This is a genomic window from Paenibacillus alba (genome assembly GCF_013204855.1).
Lineage (GTDB): Bacteria > Bacillota > Bacilli > Paenibacillales > NBRC-103111 > Paenibacillus_E > Paenibacillus_E alba.
Genome location: NZ_JABMKZ010000006.1, coordinates 63,099 through 86,295, shown reverse-complemented (window position 1 = coordinate 86,295; position 23,197 = coordinate 63,099). Strand labels below are relative to the sequence as shown.

The window sequence follows — 23,197 nt, the reverse complement described above, 5'->3', positions numbered from 1 at the left end:
GACTCATTTTAACTAGGACTAGTAGGTATAAGGAAGGTTTTTATCACATAATGACGAATGTTGTAGATGAACTTTGCCAAATTCAACCATGACAGGAGATAAGTAAGCCTTTATGAAGCTCAAATGGAAAGCCAAAAAGCTGACGCTGGTGATCATACCAGATGCCAATCAATCGGTCGTCAGGTTTCGAATTCCCCATTTATTTGCTTACATTGCCGCAGCATGCTTTGCGCTGCTGCTGCTGATTACGACGATTACCTATGTTGTGCATTCACATACCCTGAAACAAGCCAGCGAGCTGCAATCCAAACTCACTGGAGCCAATCAACAATGGAGCGCAACGCTCACTTCCAAAGACAAGACGATCGAGCAGCTCCAAAATGAAGTGATCCAACTTTCTCAGCAAGCCGAGCAAATGAAAACGCAAGTCGAAGAAATGAAAAAGTTCGAAAATGATCTTAAGACCATTGCAGGTCTCGACGTGAATACAACAGGCAAAGCCGTTGCTAGCAGTGAGTCTGGGGCTATAGGCGGACCTCCGGATGAAACCGCTCTGAATGCGGTAAGCGGAATAGGCGGCGGCCCTAATCCAGCCACACAGGAAGACATTATCGAGCTCGGCGAGAGAACGCTTGCCTCTTTTACCGCTCTCAACAGTGAAGTAAAGGAACTGCAAACCAGTTTAACGGAAACCAAACAAAAGGTGGCGGACAAGCAGCATTTGCTCCAAATCACCCCAACCTTATGGCCCACAACAACGAAGCTTGTGACCTCGACGTTTGGTTACCGCACAGATCCGTTCACCCATCGTCCAAGCTTTCATTCCGGCATCGATTTTGGTGCTAAAGCGAACGACCCGGTTTATGCAACGGCGGACGGAAAGGTCGTCAGCACAGGTACCGATATTTATCACGGCAACAATATCGTCATCGAGCATTCCAAGGGACTCCGTACCTGGTATATGCATTTAAATAAAATTTTGGTGAACAAAGGCGATACCATTGTAAAAGGAAATCAAATCGGACTTGTCGGCTCTACCGGCCGCAGCACAGGTCCTCATCTACACTATGAAGTACTCAAAAATGGAGAAAGCATTGACCCCAAACCATATCTCAAAGCGATGCGAAAGGATGAATAATCACATGTTTAAAAACAAAAAAAACTTAATGAATCCGAATACGACCGATACCTTGATCGGTGAAGGAACCACCTTCGAAGGCCGCATTAAATCAGAAGCCAGCCTTCGCATTGAGGGTGGCATCACGGGCGATATAGATTGCGCCGGAGACGTTATTATCGGCGAGCGCGGCATCGTGAAATCGAATATTTCAGCTAGAGATGTTGTTCTTGCAGGCAATGTTCAAGGCAATGTCACCACCAAGGGCAAGCTGACGATAACCGCGACAGGATCACTCCATGGCAACATCAACGCAGCTTCCTTCATCATCGAAGAAGGCGGACTTTTCCAAGGAAACAGCAAAATGGAGACGAAAACAGTGACAGCTGCCCCACTCCAAAACGGCGATCAAGAGAACGGGATCAAGCCTGCTTCCGCAGCCAATGGCGCATTTAAAGGCAACACAGTTGCGATGTAAGCAAGCCCCCGCCCTAGGAGTTGTTTCCCAGGCGTGGTATAATAGTTGGAAATTCATTTTTAACTATGCAGGAGACTTGCCCTATGAGAGAACAAGCGATACTTTTTGATCTGGATGATACTTTGATACATTGCAATAAATATTTCGACTTCGTTATTGATCAGTTCGTCGATCTCATGCTCACTTGGTATTCCGGTCATGGGCTTCAAGCGCAGGATATCAAGCAAAAGCAGCTCCAAATTGATCTCGCCGGCATTCAAATCCATGGTTTTATGCCGGATCGTTTCCCCCAATCTTTCGTTGAAACGTACCACTGGTTCGCAGAGAAATATAACCGTCCAACTAGCGCCAAAGAAGAGTCGTGGCTCATGCAATTAGGCCATACGGTCTACGAATATACAGCGGAACCTTATCCGCTTATGAATGAAACGCTGGATCAGCTGAAGCACGCCGGTCATCGCTTATTTCTGTATACGGGAGGCGATGCCTCTATCCAAATGAAAAAAGTGAAGGATCTGAGTCTAGATACCTATTTTGAAGATCGCATCTTTGTCACTGTGCACAAAACGAAGGAATTCATGGAAACGATGCTGCAGGAGCAGCGTTTTGACCGCAATCACACCTGGATGATCGGCAACTCCGTCAAAACAGACGTCCTGCCGGCGCTGCACGCAGGCATTCACTCCATCCATATTCCCGCCCACAAGGATTGGGAATATAACACCGGAGCAATTGACGTCGCTCCTCGAGGTGCATTCTACCAGCTCAAATCGCTGGAGGAAGTTCCTGTGACGATTCAATCCTATATTTTGAAGTAAATAACATTAAAAAAGGGACAGCCTCAAGTAGATTAACTACTAGTGGGCTGCCCCTTTTTTGTATATGTTTCATGATCGAAAAAACTCTGCGAGCCTGTTAAGCCGCGACATCGCGTTTACGGAATATCACCCAAGTGAGGGCATTGAACAGCACGAAGTAGCAGATCAGCACCGTAATGGAGAAGCCCATTGTCATACCTTCAGCAACCGGTTGTTCCTCCAGATAAGGTGTAAGGTCGGTATTGGCGAACAAGAAATATTTGCCCCAGCTGTAGCGCATCAGCAGCATCGTTATTAGTTGTCCAGCAAACATAATGAAAATGCTGAGGCCTATCGCCAGTGATGAACTGCGGAATACCGTCGATATCATGAAAGCCAGCGTTACGATCATGACAAGCTCAATCAGCTTCAATCCGTACGTCGCGAAGACGAACATCAGCATGCTTTTCTCTTGTACTTGTCCAGCCGAATTGACGGCTAGATGCGGAAGGTTCAAACTCTCAAAACCATAGAGGAAGCCATTCGCAATCAGCGCGCTAAGAAACAACACGATAAGCAGGGTTGCTGCAAAAAGCAGCGTTGCCACATATTTTGCCAGCAGAATCTTCGCTCGGCTCGCAGGCCGTATCAGCAGCAGCTTGATGGTCCCCCAAGTGAACTCGCCTGCGACCATATCCCCCGCAATAATAACGGTAAATAGAGTAACCACCAAGATGAGGCTCGAAGCACCCAAGACCCCACCCCAAAGCGTATGGTCGGCAGGCGGATAATTATGATCCAGCATGTACTGCTGAGTCGCGATTTCATCTTTCATTGCCTGTTTGAATTTGGCGGGGATATCGGGATTCTCCAACTCTTTGGTATTATGTTCAATTGTTTCAGCAGCTCTGGTTTTCCATTTGTCATTGGCATCGCTGCTTGAATGAGAGAGTAGAGAGGCCATCACAACGATGACGATTAGCAATACGCCTAGAATCCAAGTGCGCAGCCTGCGATAAATTTTCATTTGTTCATTTTGAATTAAATTAAGCAATCGGATCACTTCCCGTCATTTCTAAGAATTGATCTTCCAGTGATTTCGTTGTGGTGCGAATACTGTATACGCTAATCCCCGCCTCTACAAAGCGTTTATTCCATGCTGCTGTTTCCTGTTTATCCAGGATCAGAATGAGGTCATTCCCCGCAACTTCGGCTGCTGCTGAATGCCCTGCCGTCAGCGCCAGAGCTTGATCGATAGAAGCTACCTCAAAAGCAACCCGCTGCTTTCCGCCGTCGTCTACAAGCTCTTTGATCAGCCTGACGTCCACCAGCTTCCCATTCTGAATAATAGCGACACGGTCGCACATCAGCTCCATTTCGGCTAGCAAATGGCTGGATACGATGACCGATATCCCTTCTTCCCTCGTAAGCTGGCGCAAATGGTCACGCAGCTCGCGAATACCCGCAGGGTCCAAGCCATTCGTAGGCTCATCCAAAATTAGAACATCTGGCTTATGCAGCAAAGCTTGCGCAATTCCCAGCCTTTGACGCATGCCCAGCGAGTAGGTTTTCACCTTGTCATGAATCCTATTTTCCATCCCTACGAGATCAATAACCTCTTGAATACGGTCTTTCCCGATGCCTGGAAACATTCTCGCATAATGAACCAGATTATGATAACCACTCATAAATTTATACATTTCGGGATTTTCTACAATAGCTCCGACGTGACGAATCGCTTGTTCAAAATGGGTGCGAATCGAGTAGCCTCCAATCCGAATATCCCCTTCCGTGATCGACATGAGTCCCACCATCATTCGGATGGTCGTCGTTTTACCCGCACCGTTTGGACCCAGGAATCCAAAAACCTCACCCCGAGGTACCACAAAACTCAATTTATCAATAATCGTTTTTGACCCGATCCGCTTCGTAATCTGATCAATTTGAACAATAGGGGTATTATCTGCCGATGTGACTGACATCATCTTCACTCCTCTCTTCTATACAAAGTCATACCTAGTCATACCGCAAGGCGACTTATTATTATGACTGCTCTCACTATGGTTTTCCCAAAATTTTATGTACAATAATCTCATCAGATCTCGTGCAAAGGAGTCCTTTTATGATTCAAAGAAGACCGTGGCATGGTGTCGAGTGGTCGTTATTTATTGTTTTGACCGGCTCTGTGCTGCTAGGCTTGCTCTATGCGCTTCTGCATATGTTTGAGCATGAGCTCGTATCCACCGTGCTGACAATAGCAGCCATTCTCCTTTCTTATGGGGTTCCCTTTCTATTCTGGAGACCCAATTACATTCATTCTACTTGCTATCCCATCGCCGTACTTCTAACAGGCATTCCTCTGCAAATCTACCTATCCTGGATGCAAGAGGATGCTTATCTTACTATTAATTGCCCATTAATGGTGATTGGATTCCTTACCGATCGAAAAAATGCTTGGTGGACCGCTCCCGTGTTCATGGTAGCTATGCCTGTGGTCTACTATTTCATCCTACACAATGGGATGGGAATTGGCCAATTATTCAGCATTATTCTCAATGCGGTACTTTTCTTTGCCATTGGTCTTAGCTTGCAGCGCGTGGTGACCTCGAATGAGAAAACCGAAAAACTCCTAGCTGAAAATCAACGGCAATACTTACTTATTCATGAGCAAAATAATGCCCTAGAGCAGTATGCCAACCAAATCGAGCAATTAACGCTGCTGGAAGAACGCAATCGGGTGGCCAGAGAATTGCACGATACCGTTGGTCACACTTTTACTTCCGTCATTATGGGAATGGACGCCGTTTCCTATTTGATTGAAACCGTGCCCGAGAAGGCCAAGGAAAAGCTTGATGTCCTGCGCAGTGTAACCCGCAACGGACTTGAAGAAGTGCGCCGCAGCATTCATCAAATGGTGCCCAAAGAAGGCGATATGCTGCTTTCCCAGCAATTAACCCGGCTTGCCAATGAATTCGCCCTTCATACGGGAACTCAAATCAAGTTTACGACTGTTGGTGACGAATACGATATTCCCAAACAAACCAAGCTCACCCTTATTCGCTGCTTGCAGGAGTCGCTCACCAATGCCAAACGACATGGCCGTGCTGCTTCCGTAGAAATTCAACTCACCTACACCGATGAGCAGGTCAGTATACGCATCGAAGATGATGGCGTTGGCTCCGAGCACCTGAAAGTGGGCTTTGGGATCAATGCTATGCAAGAACGTATATCCGCTCTGCAAGGGAACCTTCAGGTAAGTTCTTCCTTAAGTCAGGGCACCATCGTTCATTGCGCCATACCTGCCAAACGGGTACCTTCCTTCTAATTGATTTCCGGTTAGGAGTTCCTCATGTTACAATATGGATGATTGTCACATTACAGAGCCGTCTGTATGACCATTGACCAGAAATTTTAGGTGGAACAGGTAAGGGGCCGCATCTCCTTCAGGCGAGAGTCCCCAACAACACCTAGAATGCCATTAACCTTAGGAGGCGCCAAGCATGAACCCTAGCCCGCTCAAACTGCTTCTGGTCGATGATCAGGATTTAATTAGAGAAAGCTTGCACATTGTACTCGATATGGACCCGGATATTCAAGTCGTAGGCTTGGCCGAGAACGGACACGTTGCTTTAAAACAGTGTGAAGAGCAGCAGCCTGACGTTGTGCTGATGGACATTCACATGCCCGTCATGGACGGTGTAGAGGCAACCAAACAAATCAAAATTGCATGGCCTCATATTCGTGTTATCATCCTGACGACGTTTCAGGAAATCAGCTATGTCGTTGATGCCCTTGGCGCAGGAGCCGAAGGCTATCTGCTCAAAGCCATTCACCCCAAGGATCTCGCCGCTGGGATCAAATGGGTGCATCAAGGCGGTACACTCATCCCACAGGATATCGCCAAAATGCTCGTTCAGCAAGCAAGAGGCGCTGCCGATGGAACCGCACAAGATGCTGGCACCAAGCCCGCTTCCGATGAGCCTGCCCGAACTGATGCTTATGGGCTGAGCGATCGCGAAGTTCAAGTGCTGCACTGCATCGCCGATGGCCTGAACAATAAGGAAATCGCCGAAAAACTATATTTATCCGAAGGCACCGTGAAAAACTACATTTCCAGCATCTACTCCAAAATGGATGTCCGCGATCGTGTGCAGGCTTCGAAGAAAGCGCACGAGGAAGGGATGTTGTAGATTCGTGCATTGCCGGCACTGCGAACAGAAAAAATCTTTTCATCATCACAGTCGCTTGCGCTCTGGTCGCATTCGCCTGTGGAGCAAACGATAGCTCCGTCAAACCGTTGACAATATTAGCATCAATTGTTTGAGCTACGGCATTTTGGGCCCATTCGTGGCTCATCAATTTTGAAGAGCCTGCGAAAATGCAGGCTTTTTTGATGAAATCGTGAAAAAAAAGAGAAAGCCTGCGATTATGCAGGCTTTCTGAGCTTTTCCATCCGTAAATGGAAAAAAGGTCTCCAAAAGATGCATAATCTCAGGCTTTTCTCCATTTTGCTTATTCCCATGACGAAAAGCATGCATATTTGCAGGCTTTATCGGATGCTATTACTCGAAGAGTTTCTCCAGAAACCCTTTCTTTCTCTTTCGAATTTTGCTGTAGCTCCGCACTCTGGAGTAGGTTGGCTGCGTGTCCTCAACGACGGCTTGTTCCTCTGATTTTATAACTTCCAAAGAGAGCTCGGAGGAATCCTCTTCCACCAGGTTCTCTTCTTGAATCGCGGACTGCTGTTGTACCACAATGGTGCGGATCAAATCCTCATGGAGCTTGTTCTCGAGCTGGTGCTTGAATTGCCGCAGAAACTGCTCCTGCTGCCTGCTCTGGAGTTCAAAATGCTCATGAAGCTGCAGCTGAAGCTCCTCTACCTGCTTGGAAAGAAGCACAACTGCTTTTTGCAAAGAAGTCAGATGCTGTGCCCCGATCGGTTCATTGAACTCAAACTCTTCGGAATGCTCCCCATTCTCAGCTAGCAGGGCATGTAGTTCCGCTGGCGTAATGAGATCTTCTTCTTCTTTCTTCATGTGCTTCCTCCATTCCCGTACATCATGCAGCTGAACCTAATCTGCTTCTTCATCTTATTGTACATGAAGTTCGGGAAATGTTCACGTTTATTCATCATACACATTCAACTGATACACCATGATTGTCCTGTTGTTGTATGTAGATGAAACGCCTAAGCAGCATATTATAATACTTATAGAGACAGATAATTCCTCGGAATTTTATTATATTGAAATTCTGAAGTTTTAGTGTGCTATGTAAAATAGTACTTTTCCGAAATATGATCCTAACTTATAAATGTTAAACACTGTTAGCAAAATAAATAAAATTATCAGAAGATCACCTAGTAGTGAATTTCTCTCAAACATGCCCTATTTCCTTACAACCCGTGTTCCAGCCATTCGATCATGCAAGGCGCGTTTCTCCGAATCAATTCCAGCCATGATGTAACCAATACAAAGAATGATCGCCGAAACTATCTTCCCTATAATTTCTCGCAACAATATGGAAGCCCACGTATTGGGTAATCCATCTTTACGTACGACGCGAATTCCCATTATCATCTTCCCGAGTGTTTGACCAAGAAGAACTGTCAAGATGACAGAATAAGACCAGCTAATCGCGTACTGCAGTACAGACATGCCTAAAGAAGGCTTTAACGGACTTGAATTCGTAATAAAGCTAAGAATTAGAAAGACAGCCTGAATTGCAATCCCATCTATTAAAACCGCCACAAAACGAATCCAAAAGCCCGCATACTGCAGCTCCGTGTTGGTCCTAATTTCTGAACTCACGCTTCCATCCTTACCTTGATTTACTTCTATGTTGTGTTCCATATTACTTCCTCCTCTATTATGGTTGAAATAAATATAACAAGCGGGGTCCCGCAGTAGATGCAGCCGGCAGTATCTGCTCCATCACCTGTGCCGCTGGAGACTTCATCTTTTGGCTAAGCCCGTCCAACACAGAGAACAAAGATAACTTCTGCGAATATTTAATAACTTTCACATCTTCCAATCCTAACTTTTGTTTCGCATACTCCCTCGCATCTTCCAATGTACCAAATTCATCAATAAGCCCCAATGTTTTAGCTTGTTGACCCGAATATATTCGCCCATCTGCCACTTTCAAGACCTCTTCACGAGATAATTTGCGACCTTTTTCAATAACCGATACGAATTGTTGGTAGCTCTCATTTACCAAAGATTGAAAGATATCCTTTTCCTTTGATGTTAACTCACGAAGAGGACTTCCAATGTCCTTAAATTCGCCGCTTTTGATAATGTTTTGCTTATACCCGAGCAACTCTGCAGTTTTCTCATAATTAGGCAGCGCAAAGATAACGCCAAGACTTCCTGTAAGCGTTGATCGATTGGCAAAAATATAATCCGCTGGCGCGGATATATAATATCCTCCGGAAGCGGCTACGGCTCCCATGCTGATAACTACGGTTTTCCCAGCTTTCTTCACATGCTCTATGCGCTGGTGAATTTCATCCGATGCAACCACTTCGCCTCCAGGACTATCAACTCTTATTACCAGTGCCTTTACGTTGGGATCTTTGCTAACTTGATCTAATTGGGAGAGAAAAGCACCAGTACTGAAGCTGCTAGAAAAACTAGGCTTTCCAGCAATAACACCCTCCACATCTAATTGAACAAGCTTATTTTTCCCCTTGCCTGAGATAACTTCTTCTTGCCATTTGTTCTTTTCCGAACTAACCGCTTCATTCCAATCTTTTGTTTTAAAAACCAGAATAAGAACCATAACTATTAGCAGAGCACCTACAATTATCAAAGCCCAACCCCTCTTACCCATAAAGCCCCTCCTGTAAACTGCACATTCATTACGTGCCTTCAAATAAACTTTACTACAGTATACTTTCACCTCATTAAATCCAGTAGTTCCAAATTTTATAGTACCTATTGAATTGAAAAGGTTACTTATTCAAAAAACCTTCTACTCTTTACCTTTTCAATAGCTTCCTTAGAACTGCGCACATTAAACTTCTTCAAAATTCGGTTGACTTGATTCTTTATCGTGCTGCCCGATTTATAGAGCTTTTTTTCAATTTGAGACTGTGTGAACCCTTGTTCGATAAGTCCGAAAACCTCTTTTTCAGCATGAGTAAGCGCCGCTAGTTGCTCTTCCTTCCTCAATCGCAAATAATCACTCATCAAGGTTTGAATTGGCGTTATCTCACACATCGCAGCTCTAATTACGCTTGGCAATTTTTTGTAATCACTCTTTGCCACATAGTTCACTGCACCAGCGGCGAATGAATTTATAATCATTTCTTTTTCAGTAAAAGAAGTGAGCATAATAATCTTCGTTTCCATGATCGTTTTTATTTCAAACACGGCATCAATACCGTCAAACTTTCCATCAGAAAGATGAATATCCATAAGAACAACATCAGGACATACTTCCCTGCATATTTGAATGGCTTCTTCTTTGCTAGAAGCTCTGTGACACCCCTTCATATCAGTCTCTCTCTCCAAATAATCAGAGATGCACATGAGCCATATTGGATCATCTTCCACAATTAAAATTTTCAGACTTGCCATGATTTCCCCTTTTCTTGCATTCAAAATATTAAGATACAGGAAGGCTTACCTTCACTGTTGTCCCTTTTTCAAGTTCACTGAATACTTCAATCTTCCCACCGTGTTTGCGAATGACATTAAAGCAATAAGATAATCCTAGTCCAAAATTATTCTTATTCATTTTAGTGGTGAAAAATGGATCGAAAATATGTTCAAGGTGGCTTTTAGAGATGCCTATTCCACTATCCTTAACTAGGATATATACCTGATTTCTTAATTCAAAAGCTTCAACTCTCATCAGTCCACCAGAATTCATTGCATCAATTGCATTTGCTAACAAATTATTGATGACTTCCTTCAAATGAAAGCTGTCATATTCAATTGTCCTCGAAAGAGCATAATGCTCTTCGATGTTGATCCTTTTTTTGTTCAGAAGTGTTTGATTCAAGGCTACACATTCATGCAAAAGATCAGATAAGTTATTTCTTTCTTTTCTCAAAAAAATATCCTGAATTTGGTGTTGAATGCGATTTATCATTTCTAGCAAATGATCCGCGGACGCAAGAATATGAGACACATTGTCGCTAACTTCCTTGTTTTTAACATCGGAAGTTAGATGCTGAATGTTTTCGGCTAATATGCTGATTTTTCCAACTTCATTCTTAATTGCATGGTTGAGAAAACTCGTTCCAGAAGTCACTGCTTTCAGAGTGCTGTCTATTCTGCGTCGTTCAAATCTAAGTTTCACCCCAAAGAAATCGAATTTTATCATCAAAACTATAAACAGTACGAGTAAGAAAAACATCATTATTGCATTGAGTCTCCATACCTCGTCAAAGCTGAACAAACGCAGGGTGTAATTGGATACTAATTGAAAGAGTACGGGGGGGAGGGCGATTAGATTCGTAAATAGTCTGCTTTTTTTCAGAAGAGGATTCGTTTCTTTATAATAACTGAATATCAACAACCCACTTCCAATAAGTATGTAGGGAGCTACCCATAGGATGGTGATGGGGTAATTGTGAATGATCTCAGGCAGCAGGGGAGTAATATAGAACATTAGGATGACGGGTCCAAACATGATAGCTTTCAAAATTGCTTTTTTTCTTCTTCCAAACAATTCCGAATAACAAAGACAAAATATTAGATAGCCATAAGGCAAGCCGTAGGTATTGATAAACGATCCTATATTATAAATACTATGTAATATGGATTCGAGTTCCGTATCCATCAACTGATGCAGCGATATAACGGGTGAAAAATCCTCGATTAATGCTCGCGCGAATCCACCAGCGCCCCCACAAAATGCTACAAAAGCCGCCCAACGAGTTGACTCATTATGAGGATTATTGATGATAAGAATAATGGCAATTAGCCATAGTACAATGAAGGTAAATATCACTGGTGCTCGAATCTCCTTTCTACTTCAAATCTTCACCCCTTGTTCGATAATCATGTTGAGCTATTGAATTGTAAACACAGTACGTGCTTTTTAGTTTACAAGTATTGTACAATCAAAATTTGGGAATAACCGTCGAATTATGTCGAAGAATTGTAAAAATTACCTAAAAAATAGATCAATTCTCACTAAGAGATCAAAAAAAATAAAAGAACCCCGAGAGGTTCCTTTATTTTTTTCGATTCCTATGGTAAATTCGACGATCCCATCAAGTAGCGGTCAACTTCTCGTGCCGCAGCGCGGCCTTCGTTGATTGCCCACACAACAAGGCTTTGCCCACGACGCATATCGCCAGCGGAGAAGACACCTTCTACGTTGGTGGCAAACTTGCCGTAATCGGCTTTGGCATTGGAGCGCTCGTCTTTGGCTACGCCAAGCTGATCCAGCACCGTGTTCTCCGGTCCGGTAAACCCCATCGCGATGAGCACCAGCTGAGCTGGGTAGATTTTCTCGCTGCCAGGTACTTCAACTGGCACGAACTGGCCCTTCTCGTTTTTCTGCCACTCAATTAGAACGGTGTGCAGCTCTTTCAGGTTGCCATGCTCATCACCCACGAATTTCTTCGTGTTGATCAAATAGGTGCGTGGATCTTCCCCCTGAAGGGCAGCGGCTTCCTGTTGACCGTAGTCCACTTTGTGGACTTTGGGCCATTCCGGCCAAGGATTGTTGGCTGGACGTGTATCCGGCGATTTGGGCATAATCTCGAATTGCGTGACACTCTTGCACTTGTGGCGCAAGGAGGTGCCTACGCAGTCGGTTCCCGTGTCCCCGCCGCCGATAACAATAACGTCTTTGCCTTCAGCGGAAATATAAGCCCCGTCCGCATGCTCAGAATCCAGCAAGCTTCTCGTATTCTTGCCGAGGAATTCCATCGCCAAGTGAACCCCGTTCAGCTCGCGTCCTTCAATCGGAAGATCCCGGCCCTTGGTTGCTCCGCCGCAAAGCACGATGGCATCGAACTCTTCTTGCAGCTTCTCGATCGGATAGTTCACACCAACATGAGCATTCGTTATGAACGTCACACCTTCAGCTTCAAGCAGATCTACACGACGCTGAACGTATTTCTTATCCAGCTTCATGTTCGGAATACCATACATCAGCAGTCCGCCCACACGATCTGCCCGTTCAAATACGGTGACCCAGTGTCCGGCTTTATTCAGCTGGGCAGCAGCCGCGAGTCCGGATGGACCCGAGCCGACCACTGCAACCTTTTTACCTGTGCGAGCCTCTGGGGTTTGCGGCGTAATCCAGCCTTCCTCGAAGCCTTTATCGATGATCGCTTTCTCAATACTTTTGATCGTAACCGGCGTATCCTTCAAACCTACCGTACAAGAACCCTCGCACGGCGCCGGACATACCCGGCCGGTAAACTCAGGGAAGTTGTTCGTCTTATGCAGACGATCCAGCGCTTCCCGCCATTGCCCACGGTAGACCAAATCATTCCATTCCGGAATCAAATTGTTCACCGGGCAGCCCGCCGCCATTCCGCTAATCAGCGAACCCGTGTGGCAGAATGGAATCCCGCAGTCCATACATCTGGAGCCTTGTGTCTGCAATTTATCTTCTGTCAGCGGCGTCGCGAACTCTTTCCAATGGCCGATTCGGACCAGCGGGGAAGCTTCAGACGCGACCTCACGACGATGTTCTATAAAACCAGTTGGTTTACCCATGACGGATTAATTCCTCCTAAGAGTTTTGCTTCAGCAATACTTACTTCGTAAGCATCTACGCTAATTTGTTAGTTTCCACCGACACGTGAAACATCTTTCATATTTGCCTCAAAAGCGACCATAATGGCTTCCTGTTGGCTTAATCCAGATCGTTTTACTTGCTCGATGGCATCAAACATCCGTTTGTAGTCCTTCGGTATTACCTTCACGAACTTCCAAACGTACTCATCCCAGTGCTGAATAACCCGGTGGGCAACGCTGCTATCCGTAAATGTAGCATGATGCTGAATCATCGTTTTCAGTTCGTTCATTTCAAACGTTTCCTCAACCTGCTCGAGATACACCATTTCTTGGTTCACTTTGCTGGCGAACTCGCCTGACTCATCAAGCACGTAGGCGATCCCGCCAGACATCCCAGCGGCGAAGTTGCGGCCTGTAGGACCAAGTACGACAACACGGCCACCCGTCATATATTCACAGCCGTGATCACCAACCCCCTCGACGACAGCACGCACGCCGCTGTTTCTTACGCAGAAACGCTCGCCTGCCCTACCACGAATGTAAGCATCCCCGTCTGTTGCGCCATAGAAAGCGGTATTTCCGATAATCACGTTCTTCTCTGGTTCAAAACTGGACTTGCCGGAAGGGAAAATCGCCAGCTTGCCGCCGGACAATCCTTTCCCCACATAATCGTTGGCGTCGCCTTCTAATGAAAGCGTAATGCCTTTGGGCACGAATGCGCCAAAGCTTTGACCGGCGGAGCCGTTAAAGTGCAGCCGAATCGTATCGTGCGGCAAGCCGTCCACACCATGACGGCGGGTTACTTCGCTGCCAACAATCGTGCCAACAACACGATTCACGTTTCTAATCGGCAGGATCGCATGCACATGCTCTTTGCGTTCGATAGCCGGCTCGCAGATTTCGAGCAGCTTCGTAACGTCCAAAGAGCGGTCTAAGCCATGATCCTGCGGCATTTGGCAGAAGCGGCCTACGTCTTCGCCCATGCCCGGTTGATGCAGCAGCGGCGTTAAATCGACGCCTTTGGCTTTCCAATGGTCGACGGCTTGCTTCGACTCGAGAATATCTGTGCGACCGACCATCTCTTCGATGGTGCGGAAGCCAAGCTCTGCCATCATCTCACGCACATCTTGCGCGATGAAGGTCATGAAGTTGACCACATGCTGCGGGTCCCCGGCAAATTTCTTGCGAAGCTCCGGATTTTGCGTAGCAACCCCAACCGGGCACGTATCCAGATGGCAGACGCGCATCATGACGCAGCCGATCGTAATCAGCGGCGTTGTCGCGAAGCCGAACTCTTCGGCGCCAAGCAGCGCAGCTACGACAACGTCGCGCCCTGTCATCAGCTTGCCGTCCGTTTCGACGACGATACGGCTGCGCAGGTTGTTCAGCACAAGCGTCTGATGCGTCTCCGCCAGACCAAGCTCCCACGGCAGTCCCGCGTGACGAATACTCGTCTGCGGCGACGCGCCCGTTCCTCCGTCGTAGCCGGAGATGAGGACAACGTCCGCTTTCCCTTTGGCTACGCCGGCAGCGATCGTGCCAACCCCAACTTCGGATACCAGCTTCACGCTGATCCGGGCCCGTGGGTTGGCATTCTTGAGATCGTGGATCAGCTCAGCCAGATCCTCGATCGAATAAATATCATGATGCGGCGGCGGCGAAATCAAGCCTACGCCTGGCGTCACACCGCGAACCTCGGCTACCCAAGGGTACACCTTGGTTCCCGGAAGCTGACCGCCCTCGCCAGGCTTCGCCCCCTGCGCCATCTTGATCTGGATCTCGTCAGCATTGACGAGATAGTGGCTCGTCACGCCGAAGCGGCCGGAGGCTACCTGCTTGATCGCGCTGCGGCGAAGATCGCCGTTGGCATCCGGCGTGAAACGCTCCGGATGCTCGCCGCCCTCGCCGGTATTGCTCTTCCCGCCGATGCGGTTCATTGCAATCGCAATCGTCTCATGCGCTTCTTTGCTGATGGAGCCATAGGACATGGCTCCAGTCTTGAAGCGCTTAAAGATGGACTCGATCGGCTCCACCTCTTCGATCGGGATCGGCTGGCGGCCTGCTTTGAAGCTTAGAAGCCCGCGCAGCGCCATATATTTCTCATCTTCCCGTTTGATGAGCTTCGAGAAGTTCTTATACATCGCATAGCTGTTCGTGCGTACGGCTGATTGCAGAGCATGCACCGTCTCCGGCGTGTAGAGGTGGTCCTCCCCATCCCGGCGCCACTGCAGATCACCGCCGGTATCAAGCACCTTGTCGCGCCCCTCTTGTTCAGAGAACGCACGGTTGTGGCGCATTAGCGCTTCTTTGGCCACGATATCAATGCCAATGCCGCCAACTGGCGTATGCGTCCAAGTAAAATACGTATCAACAAGCTCTTGGCTAAGCCCAATCGCTTCGAAAATTTGCGCCCCACGATAACTTTGGATCGTTGAGATGCCCATTTTCGCCAGAACTTTAACTACGCCCTTCGTTACTGCCTTGATGTAGTTGTACGTCGCTTTCTCGCTATTCACACCAACAAGCTGATTTCGCCGGATCATATCATCTAGCGTCTCCAATGCAAGGTACGGATTGATAGCACCCGCCCCGTAACCAAGCAGCAGCGCGAAGTGATGCACTTCACGAGGTTCGCCGGACTCAACGAGCAAGCTGACTTTCGTGCGCGTGCCTTCGCGAATCAGATGATGATGAAGCCCGGAAGTGGCAAGCAGTGCCGGAATCGGCGCTTTGCGTTCGTCTACGCCACGATCGGAAAGGATGAGCAGCGAAGCGCCTTCTGCAATCGCTTGATCAGCGGCTGCATAGAGAGCATGCATCGCGCTTTGCAAGCCTTCCGTTCCTTTGGAAGCTTCGAACAAGGTAGGCAATGTAACGGTTTTAAAGCCTTCACGCTGAATATGACGCAGCTTAGCCAGCTCTTCATTCGTTAAAAAAGGTGACTTCAAACGAATCTGACGGCAGCTTTCCGGTTCAGGGTTAATCAAATTGCGCTCAGGCCCAATGGTCGTGCCTTGCGCCGTAATAATTTCTTCAAAGTTCGCATCGATGGGTGGATTGGTTACCTGTGCGAACAATTGTTTGAAATAGTTATATAACAGCTGTGGACGATCGGAAAGCACAGCAAGCGGAGCATCCGTACCCATGGAACCAATCGGATCCACACCCGTTTTGCCCATCGGCTCCAGTGTTTTACGCAGCTGCTCAAAGGTGTACCCGAATGCCTGCTGACGCTGAAGAACGGTGTCATAATCCGATCCAAGCACGATTGGCGCATCTTCCAGATCTTCCAGGGACACCAGATGCTCATTCAGCCAGTCGCGGTAAGGCTGTTCTCCTGCTATGCTTCTTTTGATCTCTTCGTCAGCCACAATGCGGCCCTCGACAGTGTCCACGAGCAGCATGCGGCCTGGTCTTAGCCGATTTTTGTACAGAATTCGCTCAGGCTCGATGTCCAGAACGCCAACCTCCGAAGCCAGAACGATGAAATCATCCGTCGTCACATAGTAACGTGAAGGACGCAAGCCATTGCGGTCAAGAATCGCCCCAATTTGACTGCCGTCCGTGAAAGCAATCGCAGCAGGTCCATCCCATGGCTCCATCAATGTGCTGTGATATTCGTAGAAAGCTTTCTTCTCATCATCCATCGTCTCATGCTTCGACCAAGGCTCAGGAACCATCATCATGGCGGCGTGAGGCAGGGAGCGTCCAGAAAGCATCAGGAACTCAAGCGTATTATCGAACATTTGCGAGTCGGAACCATCTGTATCAATAATAGGCAGAATCCGTTTGAAATCCTCGCCAAATAAATCAGAATCGCACATCGCCTGCCGTGCATGCATCCAGTTCACATTCCCGCGAAGCGTATTGATTTCCCCGTTGTGAATTAAATAGCGGTAAGGATGCGCACGCTCCCAACTTGGGAATGTATTCGTACTGAACCTGGAGTGAACAAGCGCAAGCGCAGAATCCACTTTCTCATCCTGAAGCTCAAGATAATAAGCATCTACCTGCTCAGGCGTCAGCATGCCTTTATAAACAATCGTTCTGCTGGAAAGACTTGAATAATAAAATTGCGACTCGCTTCGCGCATTTTTGACAGCGTTTTCAGAAATCCTGCGAATGATGTATAATTTCCGTTCAAAATCGAGATTGCTTGTCACGTTGGCACTTTGTCCGATAAATACTTGGCGTACGAAAGGTTCCGCTGACTTCGCTGAGTCTCCCAGTGAGCTGTTATCCGTTGGGACGGTTCGCCAGCCTAAGAATTGCTGACCTTCCTCGCTGACAATGCGCTCGATGATGTTCTCACATGCTTGACGCGCCTCCAAATCCTGAGGCAAGTAGACCATCCCTACACCATACTGTCCAGCTGCAGGAAGCTTGATATTGTCGGCAGCACAAGCGTCTTGCAGGTACGCATTGGGAATTTGCATTAAAATCCCTGCTCCGTCTCCCGTATTCTGCTCACAGCCTTGACCTCCGCGATGGTCTAAATTGCAAAGCACACGCAGCGCTTGCTTGACGATGTCATGCGATTTAACACCTTTGATATTCGCTACAAAGCCAATACCGCAGGCGTCGCGCTCGAACTGAGGATCGTACAATCCTTGCTTGGGAGGTAACCCTTTTTTGGTCATGTTGTGCAACCTTTCTTTTCTGGTTTTTGGATACACTTTTTTCGAGGTACGCTTTAAAGTATTAAATTGTCGAAACGTAGCAACGCGTATTCCGCTCATTGAAGAAGAATACAAATTGACCAAATAGTCTCAATATTTGTTATATTATATTAACACTTGAATTCGCATTGTTCAATTGAAATTATTGTAAGGAATAGGTTTTCATTTTAATAGGAAACTGCGTGGCGAGCAGCCCTACTATTGGAACCCGCAGCACCGGCAACAACAAGGCATAGATTAGGGGTCTCATGGCAATATTTCCAAGTAAAGTTAACTTCCCAGTGTGATCAAAGCTCTGTTTGGAGTTTCTTTTTCAATTGCGCATGATAGCAAACTTTCTATGTTTCATGCTATGATAGCTAATGCGCTGCAATGTAACATACACCCAGATTCCACAGCCTAGGAGGAACTCTGCTTTGAGTCTACAGCATACTTTTTCGAGTGGGATGATTTGGGAGCCTTTGTACCAGTGGCATATACAGGCCCAACCGGTTGAAGCCGAGCTTTTCAGATCGCAGCCGGTCCGCCGCTTGAAGTTTCTGCACCACTTTGGCGCATCGGCACTATTCTCGCCAATGACCCACTCCAGGTTAGAGCACACAATTGGCGTGTGGTCCCTGATGGCCCATTTTTTCCCGAACGATCTTCATCTTCGCCTTGCTGCACTATTGCATGATATTGGGCACTTGCCCTTTTCGCATGCCGTCGAGAATACACTTGGATACGATCATCATCGACATACAGAGCAATTGATCCTGCATGGAACGGTTGCCGATATTTTAACCAAGCATGGCATTGCGCCAGCTGCGATCGTCGCTATTTTAAACCAAGACAGCCCTTTAACGAACAAAACGTCCATCATGGGATTGGATCATCTGGACAGCTTCCTGCGAGATACGTATTATGCCGGGCAGCAGCTGATGCCGCCTTCCGAGCTTGTCAGAAAGCTTCGCCTGCGCGGTCACTATTTAGAAACGGATGAGGAAACAGCTGCTGCGCTTGTGCACGCGGTTGTAGAAGATCATCGCATCTTCCTTGCACCTTCCTTTCTATCCATGGATGCTCTTCTAGCCAAAGCGGCTGCGCATCACTGCGAATCGACCCCGGGAATGAAGGAGCGTCTTCCTTCTCTTCTCGATCACGAGCTCATTCAGGAGCTGCTACAGAGCAAGAATCCAACGTCAAGCAGCATTATGCACGTCTTAATGTACGAGCCTCACCGCATCCAAGTTACCGATGAACCGCTGCCCGGCAGTATTGAAGTCAATATTCGTAAAATTTATAAAAAACAGCCGCTTATCGGTGATAAGCCCGCTTCCGAAACAAGCTTCCAAGCCGCTGTCAAATTAGCGGAATTAGATGCCCTGACTGCTACGTATTTTTTTACCATATAAGAGAGATTACGTTTTGCGTAACCGAAAACACTTTCTTATTCGCGCTGAAACCTATATCTAAACGGGGTCGCTTATCTTCGCATGGCCTCGATTGGGGTTTTCTCAATATATAGATATCTTGATTCGATCTTACAACTTCAGAGGGGACTGGCCCAGTTTGGCAAAATTATATTTCCGTTACGGCACAATGAATAGTGGTAAATCCATTGAAGTCCTGCGCGTCGCACACAATTATGAGGAGCAAGGCAAGAAAGCTCTGCTGCTGACATCCGTTGTCGATGACCGTTTTGGGGTGGGCAAAGTCGTCTCCAGAATTGGCATGCAAAAGAACGCGCTCGTCGTAGACGATAAGCTGGATATGGTTGAACTGGCGAAAACCGAGCAGCCCAACTGTATTCTGGTGGACGAAGCCCAGTTTCTAAGCAAAGAACAAGTCGCGCAATTAATCGAGATTGTCGATGATTTGAACATTCCCGTCATTGCCTACGGCCTGCGGGCTGATTTCATGGGACAATTATTCGAGGGAAGCAACGCACTGATTGCCGCCGCGGACACGATCGAAGAAATCAAAACGGTTTGCTGGTACTGCGACAAGAAAGCAATTATGAACATGCGCTGCAAGGACGGAGAGCCTATTTTCCATGGTGAACAGATCCAAATCGGCGGCAATGAAAGCTATGTGCCGGTCTGCCGCAAGTGTTATGCTTCAAAGCGAAAATCTTCTTTGAATGCCTGATGCAGGATTTTATGGTGAATAACGTCTAATCTATCGAGATGGTTACAAAAGAAAGGTGAGTTCCTTGCGAAAAAAACGGATTCTGCTCTTATCCGAGGGCTTTGGGAAAGGTCATACACAAGCTGCTCATGCACTCTCCGTAGAGCTTCGTCAAAGCTCATCGGAAGTCATTACACGTGTTATTGAACTCGGCGCATTCTTGCATCCTACCATTGCACCTTGGATCTTCTCGGCATACCGCCGCACGGTTACATCACAACCCAAACTTTATGGTATGCTTTACCGCAATCAATATGAAAAATCTTTAAATCGCTTTGCGGGGCTTTTCCTGCATCGGATGTTCTACTCGCAAACCAAAGCGATTATCAAGCAGTTGAAACCGGATATTATCATCTGTACGCATCCTTTTCCGAGCATTATTGTTTCTCGGTTGAAACGCGCGGGACTCGCAGTCCCCCTTTTCACCGTGATCACCGATTATGATGTGCATGGCACCTGGATTGATTCTGCTGTGGACAAATATTTGGTCTCCACCCCTTTGGTCAGGGAACGCTTACTGGGGCGCGGGGTGCCGGAGGCGAATGTGGAGGTCACAGGAATTCCTGTGCATCCTAATTTCCGTTTGGAACACAGCAAAGAACAAACCCGCCAGCAGTTCGGGCTTAACGCCATGCCTACGGTGATGGTCATGGGCGGCGGCTGGGGTGTTTTTAAAAAGGAAGAAAAGGAAGAGCTCCTAACTTACCTAGCCAGCTGGAGCAAAGATATTCAGCTTCTCATCTGTTTGGGTACGAATGAGAAAGCACGTCATCAACTGCTTGAGGAAGAAGTTTTCCGGCGGCCAAATGTGCATCTGATCGGCTATACGAATGAGATTAACAAGCTCATGGATATCTCTGACCTGCTGATCACCAAGCCAGGCGGGATGACCTGTACGGAAGCGATGGCCAAAGGCATTCCCATGCTGTTTTACAGTCCCATTCCAGGACAAGAAGAGCGGAACTGCGAATATTTTCAGGAGCAAGGCTACGGTCAAAAGATTACCTCTATTGCAATGATTGATCATTGGTTCAAGCTGCTGCTTGAGCAGTATCCCGAGCTGTCGAAGCGTCGAACGACGATTCGCAACCATCAGCAATACAGTGCTCAGGCCTGTTCCACAACCATTATGCAATATTTGAAGTTATCCGCCAAACGCCCGTACATACAGGCATCAACAACTGCACCGCTCATACAATGGTATTAACCATGTATAGGGCGGTGTTTTATTTATGGACCCCATTAACCGATTTGGCAAACAGTTCATTTTTGTGTACTTACTCATCTGGTTCGTTGGCAGTCTGTGGATGATGGCGCTGCTCGGCAGCGGGACGATTCAAGGAAAGCTGCTAGGTGTCGACGTAACTCTGTATCATGAGTATGCTTGCTTCGGATTTGCCGGGGCCTTAGGCGGCGCGCTTTACGGATTGCGGATGTTTCACGAGCATTATCATGATCTCACCACGCAGTGGGTGTACTGGCATCTCATGCGGCCCGTGCTCTGCTTTGGCTCAGCCATTATTACTATTATCCTGTTCCAAAGCGGCATTCTGCTGCTGCAGGTGGGGGATTCAATGGCGGCGCGTATCAGCGTTGCGTTCTTGACTGGCTTTGGCTACGGCAAATTTATGGAGAAGATTCGTGCGTTAACGACGACCTTTTTCAATGGCAGCGGCAGTGGGAACGGAGATAAACCACAACCTTGACCGCATTTTTTCATGGACATCCAGGTTTATCCTGAATTGGTTTTTCATAATTGGAGACCCTAATTTTGCAGTCACAACATCCAAGGAGACCCCATGAAAATTTTTGCAGCTTTGTGTTTAAGTTTACTTTTGATGCAGCCGAGCACGAGTGTCAGTGCAGCCCCGAAAAAAGACCGTGCCTATTATGAAGCACGCGGTGAAATCGTTTGGGAAATAAGGACGGATGAGAAAGTGCTTGCCCTCACATTCGATGATGGCCCTCATCCCGCATACACGGATCAAATACTAGAGCTTCTCAAACAGTATGAGGCGAAAGCAACCTTTTTCGTTGTAGGCAATAAAATCAAGCTGTATCCTGACGTCCTGAGCCGAACACTCAGTGAAGGCCACGAGATCGCCAACCACACTTACAGCCATGCTTATCTCAGCCAAAAAAACGATATCAAAAAAGAACTTAAGGATACGGAAGCTCTCATATATGCCACGACAGGCCAGAGATCCCAGCTTTTCCGCCCACCTGGAGGTTTCTATAATGAAAGGCTTGTTCATATCGTTCGAGATGAAGGCTACAAAATGATCATGTGGAGCTGGCAATTGGATACGAAGGATTGGGATACACCTGGGGTTAATAAGATTGTAGATCGTGTCCTGAAAAATGCGAATAACGGCAACATCGTCCTTTTTCATGACTATATTGAGGGCCCTACACAGACGATTGCTGCTTTGAAAATCATTTTACCGGAGCTGAAAAATCGCGGCTATCGGTTGGTCACGGTGTCGGAACTACTCAATTATAATAAGGCTATTCCGGCGAAAATTAATTAGAGAGGCACGTTTTGGTTTGGCACGGCTGGGGGTTACATCTTAGTCCCCTAATGAGCTAGGCTCCGAGTGTTATTGCATTTTAGCGAGCTTGTCCGCTTGTGAGCCAGACTTGTTTGGATACCTGGGGCTGGAGCGGCTGAAATCCACTAAGATCCGGAAATGCCTACCATTGTGCAGGCTTTTTCTGTAAAATCACCTGAAAACAGGAAATTCCTGTGATTGTGCAGGCTTTTTCTGTAAAATCACCTGAAAACAGGAAATTCCTGCGATTGTGCAGGCTTTTTCTGCTTTTCCCTCGTAAAATCCGATTTGCTGGCAAAAAGCCTGCACTTTTGCAGGCATATATCAGATGAAGAGGATTCGAGGTAGAAAAAGATGCACAATCGCAGGTTTTCCCTTGGGCGACTGCCTTTAGGCAACAACGCTCGGACTTTAGGTTTCACCACCGCCATGCGTCGGCGCAACATTGCGCGCTCAGGACTCGCGCGAGTAGTAACTGTCGTGCCTCCAGATTTCTCCTGACTTTCATCGTCAGGAGCGGCTGATTCCCCTAAGGATTCGGATAAGCCTGCGATTGTGCAGGCTTTTTGTGATAAATCACCTGAAAACAGGAAATGCCTGCGATTGTGCAGGCTTTTTCTGCTTTTCCCCCGTAAAATCCGATTTACTGCCAAAAAGCCTGCACTTTTGCAGGCTTTTTGGCAGTAAATCGGA

At 47.1% G+C, this 23,197-nt stretch carries 20 protein-coding genes and 1 pseudogene; 10 read left to right on the top strand and 11 right to left on the bottom strand.

Annotated features, from left to right (window positions below):
* Positions 1–112: 112 nt before the first annotated feature.
* The 3 genes from HQN90_RS10635 to HQN90_RS10625 all read left to right on the top strand — a co-directional run bounded on the left by HQN90_RS10635 (position 113) and on the right by HQN90_RS10625 (position 2,413).
* Positions 113–1,138 carry a M23 family metallopeptidase gene (locus tag HQN90_RS10635; RefSeq protein WP_173218031.1) on the top strand — a complete coding sequence of 342 codons (1,026 nt, stop codon included), beginning with the start codon at positions 113–115 and terminating at the stop codon, positions 1,136–1,138.
* 4 nt (positions 1,139–1,142) lie between these two features.
* The gene (locus HQN90_RS10630) at positions 1,143–1,595 is read left to right on the top strand and encodes a bactofilin family protein (protein WP_173218029.1); all 453 of its coding nucleotides are present in this window, start codon (positions 1,143–1,145) and stop codon (positions 1,593–1,595) included.
* Between the two features lie 83 nt (positions 1,596–1,678).
* Positions 1,679–2,413, top strand: coding sequence for an HAD family hydrolase (locus HQN90_RS10625; RefSeq protein WP_173218027.1), 735 nt, complete (start codon positions 1,679–1,681; stop codon positions 2,411–2,413).
* 97 nt (positions 2,414–2,510) lie between these two features.
* Here the strand turns inward: HQN90_RS10625 and HQN90_RS10620 are convergent, their stop codons facing one another.
* Both HQN90_RS10620 and HQN90_RS10615 read right to left on the bottom strand, forming a co-directional pair.
* Positions 2,511–3,446, bottom strand: coding sequence for an ABC transporter permease subunit (locus HQN90_RS10620; protein ID WP_173218025.1), 936 nt, complete (start codon positions 3,444–3,446; stop codon positions 2,511–2,513).
* On the bottom strand, positions 3,439–4,377 hold the full coding sequence (locus HQN90_RS10615) for an ABC transporter ATP-binding protein (protein ID WP_246362215.1): 939 nt from the start codon (positions 4,375–4,377) through the stop codon (positions 3,439–3,441). The genes HQN90_RS10620 and HQN90_RS10615 overlap by 8 nt, the downstream gene beginning before the upstream one ends.
* Positions 4,378–4,514: 137 nt before the next feature.
* Between HQN90_RS10615 and HQN90_RS10610 the strand changes: the two genes are divergently transcribed.
* Positions 4,515–5,717 carry a sensor histidine kinase gene (locus tag HQN90_RS10610; RefSeq protein ID WP_173218023.1) on the top strand — a complete coding sequence of 401 codons (1,203 nt, stop codon included), beginning with the start codon at positions 4,515–4,517 and terminating at the stop codon, positions 5,715–5,717.
* A 175-nt stretch (positions 5,718–5,892) separates the two neighbouring features.
* On the top strand, positions 5,893–6,582 hold the full coding sequence (locus HQN90_RS10605; protein WP_173218021.1) for a response regulator: 690 nt from the start codon (positions 5,893–5,895) through the stop codon (positions 6,580–6,582).
* A gap of 64 nt (positions 6,583–6,646) precedes the next feature.
* Here HQN90_RS10605 and HQN90_RS39920 read toward each other — a convergent pair.
* The 8 genes and pseudogenes from HQN90_RS39920 to gltB all read right to left on the bottom strand — a co-directional run.
* A pseudogene (locus tag HQN90_RS39920) lies at positions 6,647–6,748 on the bottom strand (hypothetical protein); the annotation flags it as partial.
* Between the two features lie 206 nt (positions 6,749–6,954).
* Positions 6,955–7,428 carry a hypothetical protein gene (locus HQN90_RS10595; protein WP_173218020.1) on the bottom strand — a complete coding sequence of 158 codons (474 nt, stop codon included), beginning with the start codon at positions 7,426–7,428 and terminating at the stop codon, positions 6,955–6,957.
* Between the two features lie 351 nt (positions 7,429–7,779).
* Positions 7,780–8,244 carry an RDD family protein gene (locus HQN90_RS10590; RefSeq protein WP_173218018.1) on the bottom strand — a complete coding sequence of 155 codons (465 nt, stop codon included), beginning with the start codon at positions 8,242–8,244 and terminating at the stop codon, positions 7,780–7,782.
* Positions 8,245–8,260: 16 nt separating this feature from the next.
* A complete protein-coding gene (gene sppA / locus HQN90_RS10585) occupies positions 8,261–9,268 on the bottom strand; it encodes a signal peptide peptidase SppA (protein ID WP_173218015.1) in 1,008 nt (335 codons plus the stop codon).
* An 83-nt stretch (positions 9,269–9,351) separates the two neighbouring features.
* Positions 9,352–9,975, bottom strand: a complete 624-nt coding sequence (locus HQN90_RS10580; RefSeq protein WP_173218013.1) for a response regulator transcription factor — start codon at positions 9,973–9,975, stop codon at positions 9,352–9,354.
* Positions 9,976–10,003: 28 nt separating this feature from the next.
* Positions 10,004–11,356, bottom strand: coding sequence for an ATP-binding protein (locus tag HQN90_RS39570; protein ID WP_173218011.1), 1,353 nt, complete (start codon positions 11,354–11,356; stop codon positions 10,004–10,006).
* A gap of 242 nt (positions 11,357–11,598) precedes the next feature.
* Entirely contained in the window at positions 11,599–13,083 is a 1,485-nt protein-coding gene (locus HQN90_RS10570) for a glutamate synthase subunit beta (protein WP_173218009.1), read from the bottom strand.
* 68 nt (positions 13,084–13,151) lie between these two features.
* Positions 13,152–17,744: a glutamate synthase large subunit gene (gltB, locus tag HQN90_RS10565; protein WP_173218007.1), complete on the bottom strand. Its 4,593-nt coding sequence runs from the start codon at positions 17,742–17,744 to the stop codon at positions 13,152–13,154.
* A gap of 455 nt (positions 17,745–18,199) precedes the next feature.
* On the opposite strand from gltB, the gene HQN90_RS10560 reads away from it, so the two are divergent.
* The 5 genes from HQN90_RS10560 to HQN90_RS10540 all read left to right on the top strand — a co-directional run bounded on the left by HQN90_RS10560 (position 18,200) and on the right by HQN90_RS10540 (position 22,483).
* Positions 18,200–19,177, top strand: a complete 978-nt coding sequence (locus HQN90_RS10560; protein WP_173218005.1) for an HD domain-containing protein — start codon at positions 18,200–18,202, stop codon at positions 19,175–19,177.
* A gap of 157 nt (positions 19,178–19,334) precedes the next feature.
* Complete coding sequence (locus HQN90_RS10555; RefSeq protein WP_173218003.1) at positions 19,335–19,913, top strand: thymidine kinase; 579 nt, start codon at positions 19,335–19,337, stop codon at positions 19,911–19,913.
* Between the two features lie 64 nt (positions 19,914–19,977).
* Positions 19,978–21,159, top strand: coding sequence for an MGDG synthase family glycosyltransferase (locus HQN90_RS10550; RefSeq protein WP_173218001.1), 1,182 nt, complete (start codon positions 19,978–19,980; stop codon positions 21,157–21,159).
* A gap of 25 nt (positions 21,160–21,184) precedes the next feature.
* Positions 21,185–21,658: a hypothetical protein gene (locus tag HQN90_RS10545; RefSeq protein WP_173217999.1), complete on the top strand. Its 474-nt coding sequence runs from the start codon at positions 21,185–21,187 to the stop codon at positions 21,656–21,658.
* A 93-nt stretch (positions 21,659–21,751) separates the two neighbouring features.
* Positions 21,752–22,483: a polysaccharide deacetylase family protein gene (locus tag HQN90_RS10540; RefSeq protein ID WP_173217997.1), complete on the top strand. Its 732-nt coding sequence runs from the start codon at positions 21,752–21,754 to the stop codon at positions 22,481–22,483.
* Between the two features lie 242 nt (positions 22,484–22,725).
* Here HQN90_RS10540 and HQN90_RS10535 read toward each other — a convergent pair whose 3' ends face one another.
* On the bottom strand, positions 22,726–23,157 hold the full coding sequence (locus HQN90_RS10535; RefSeq protein WP_173217995.1) for a hypothetical protein: 432 nt from the start codon (positions 23,155–23,157) through the stop codon (positions 22,726–22,728).
* Positions 23,158–23,197 lie beyond the last annotated feature (40 nt).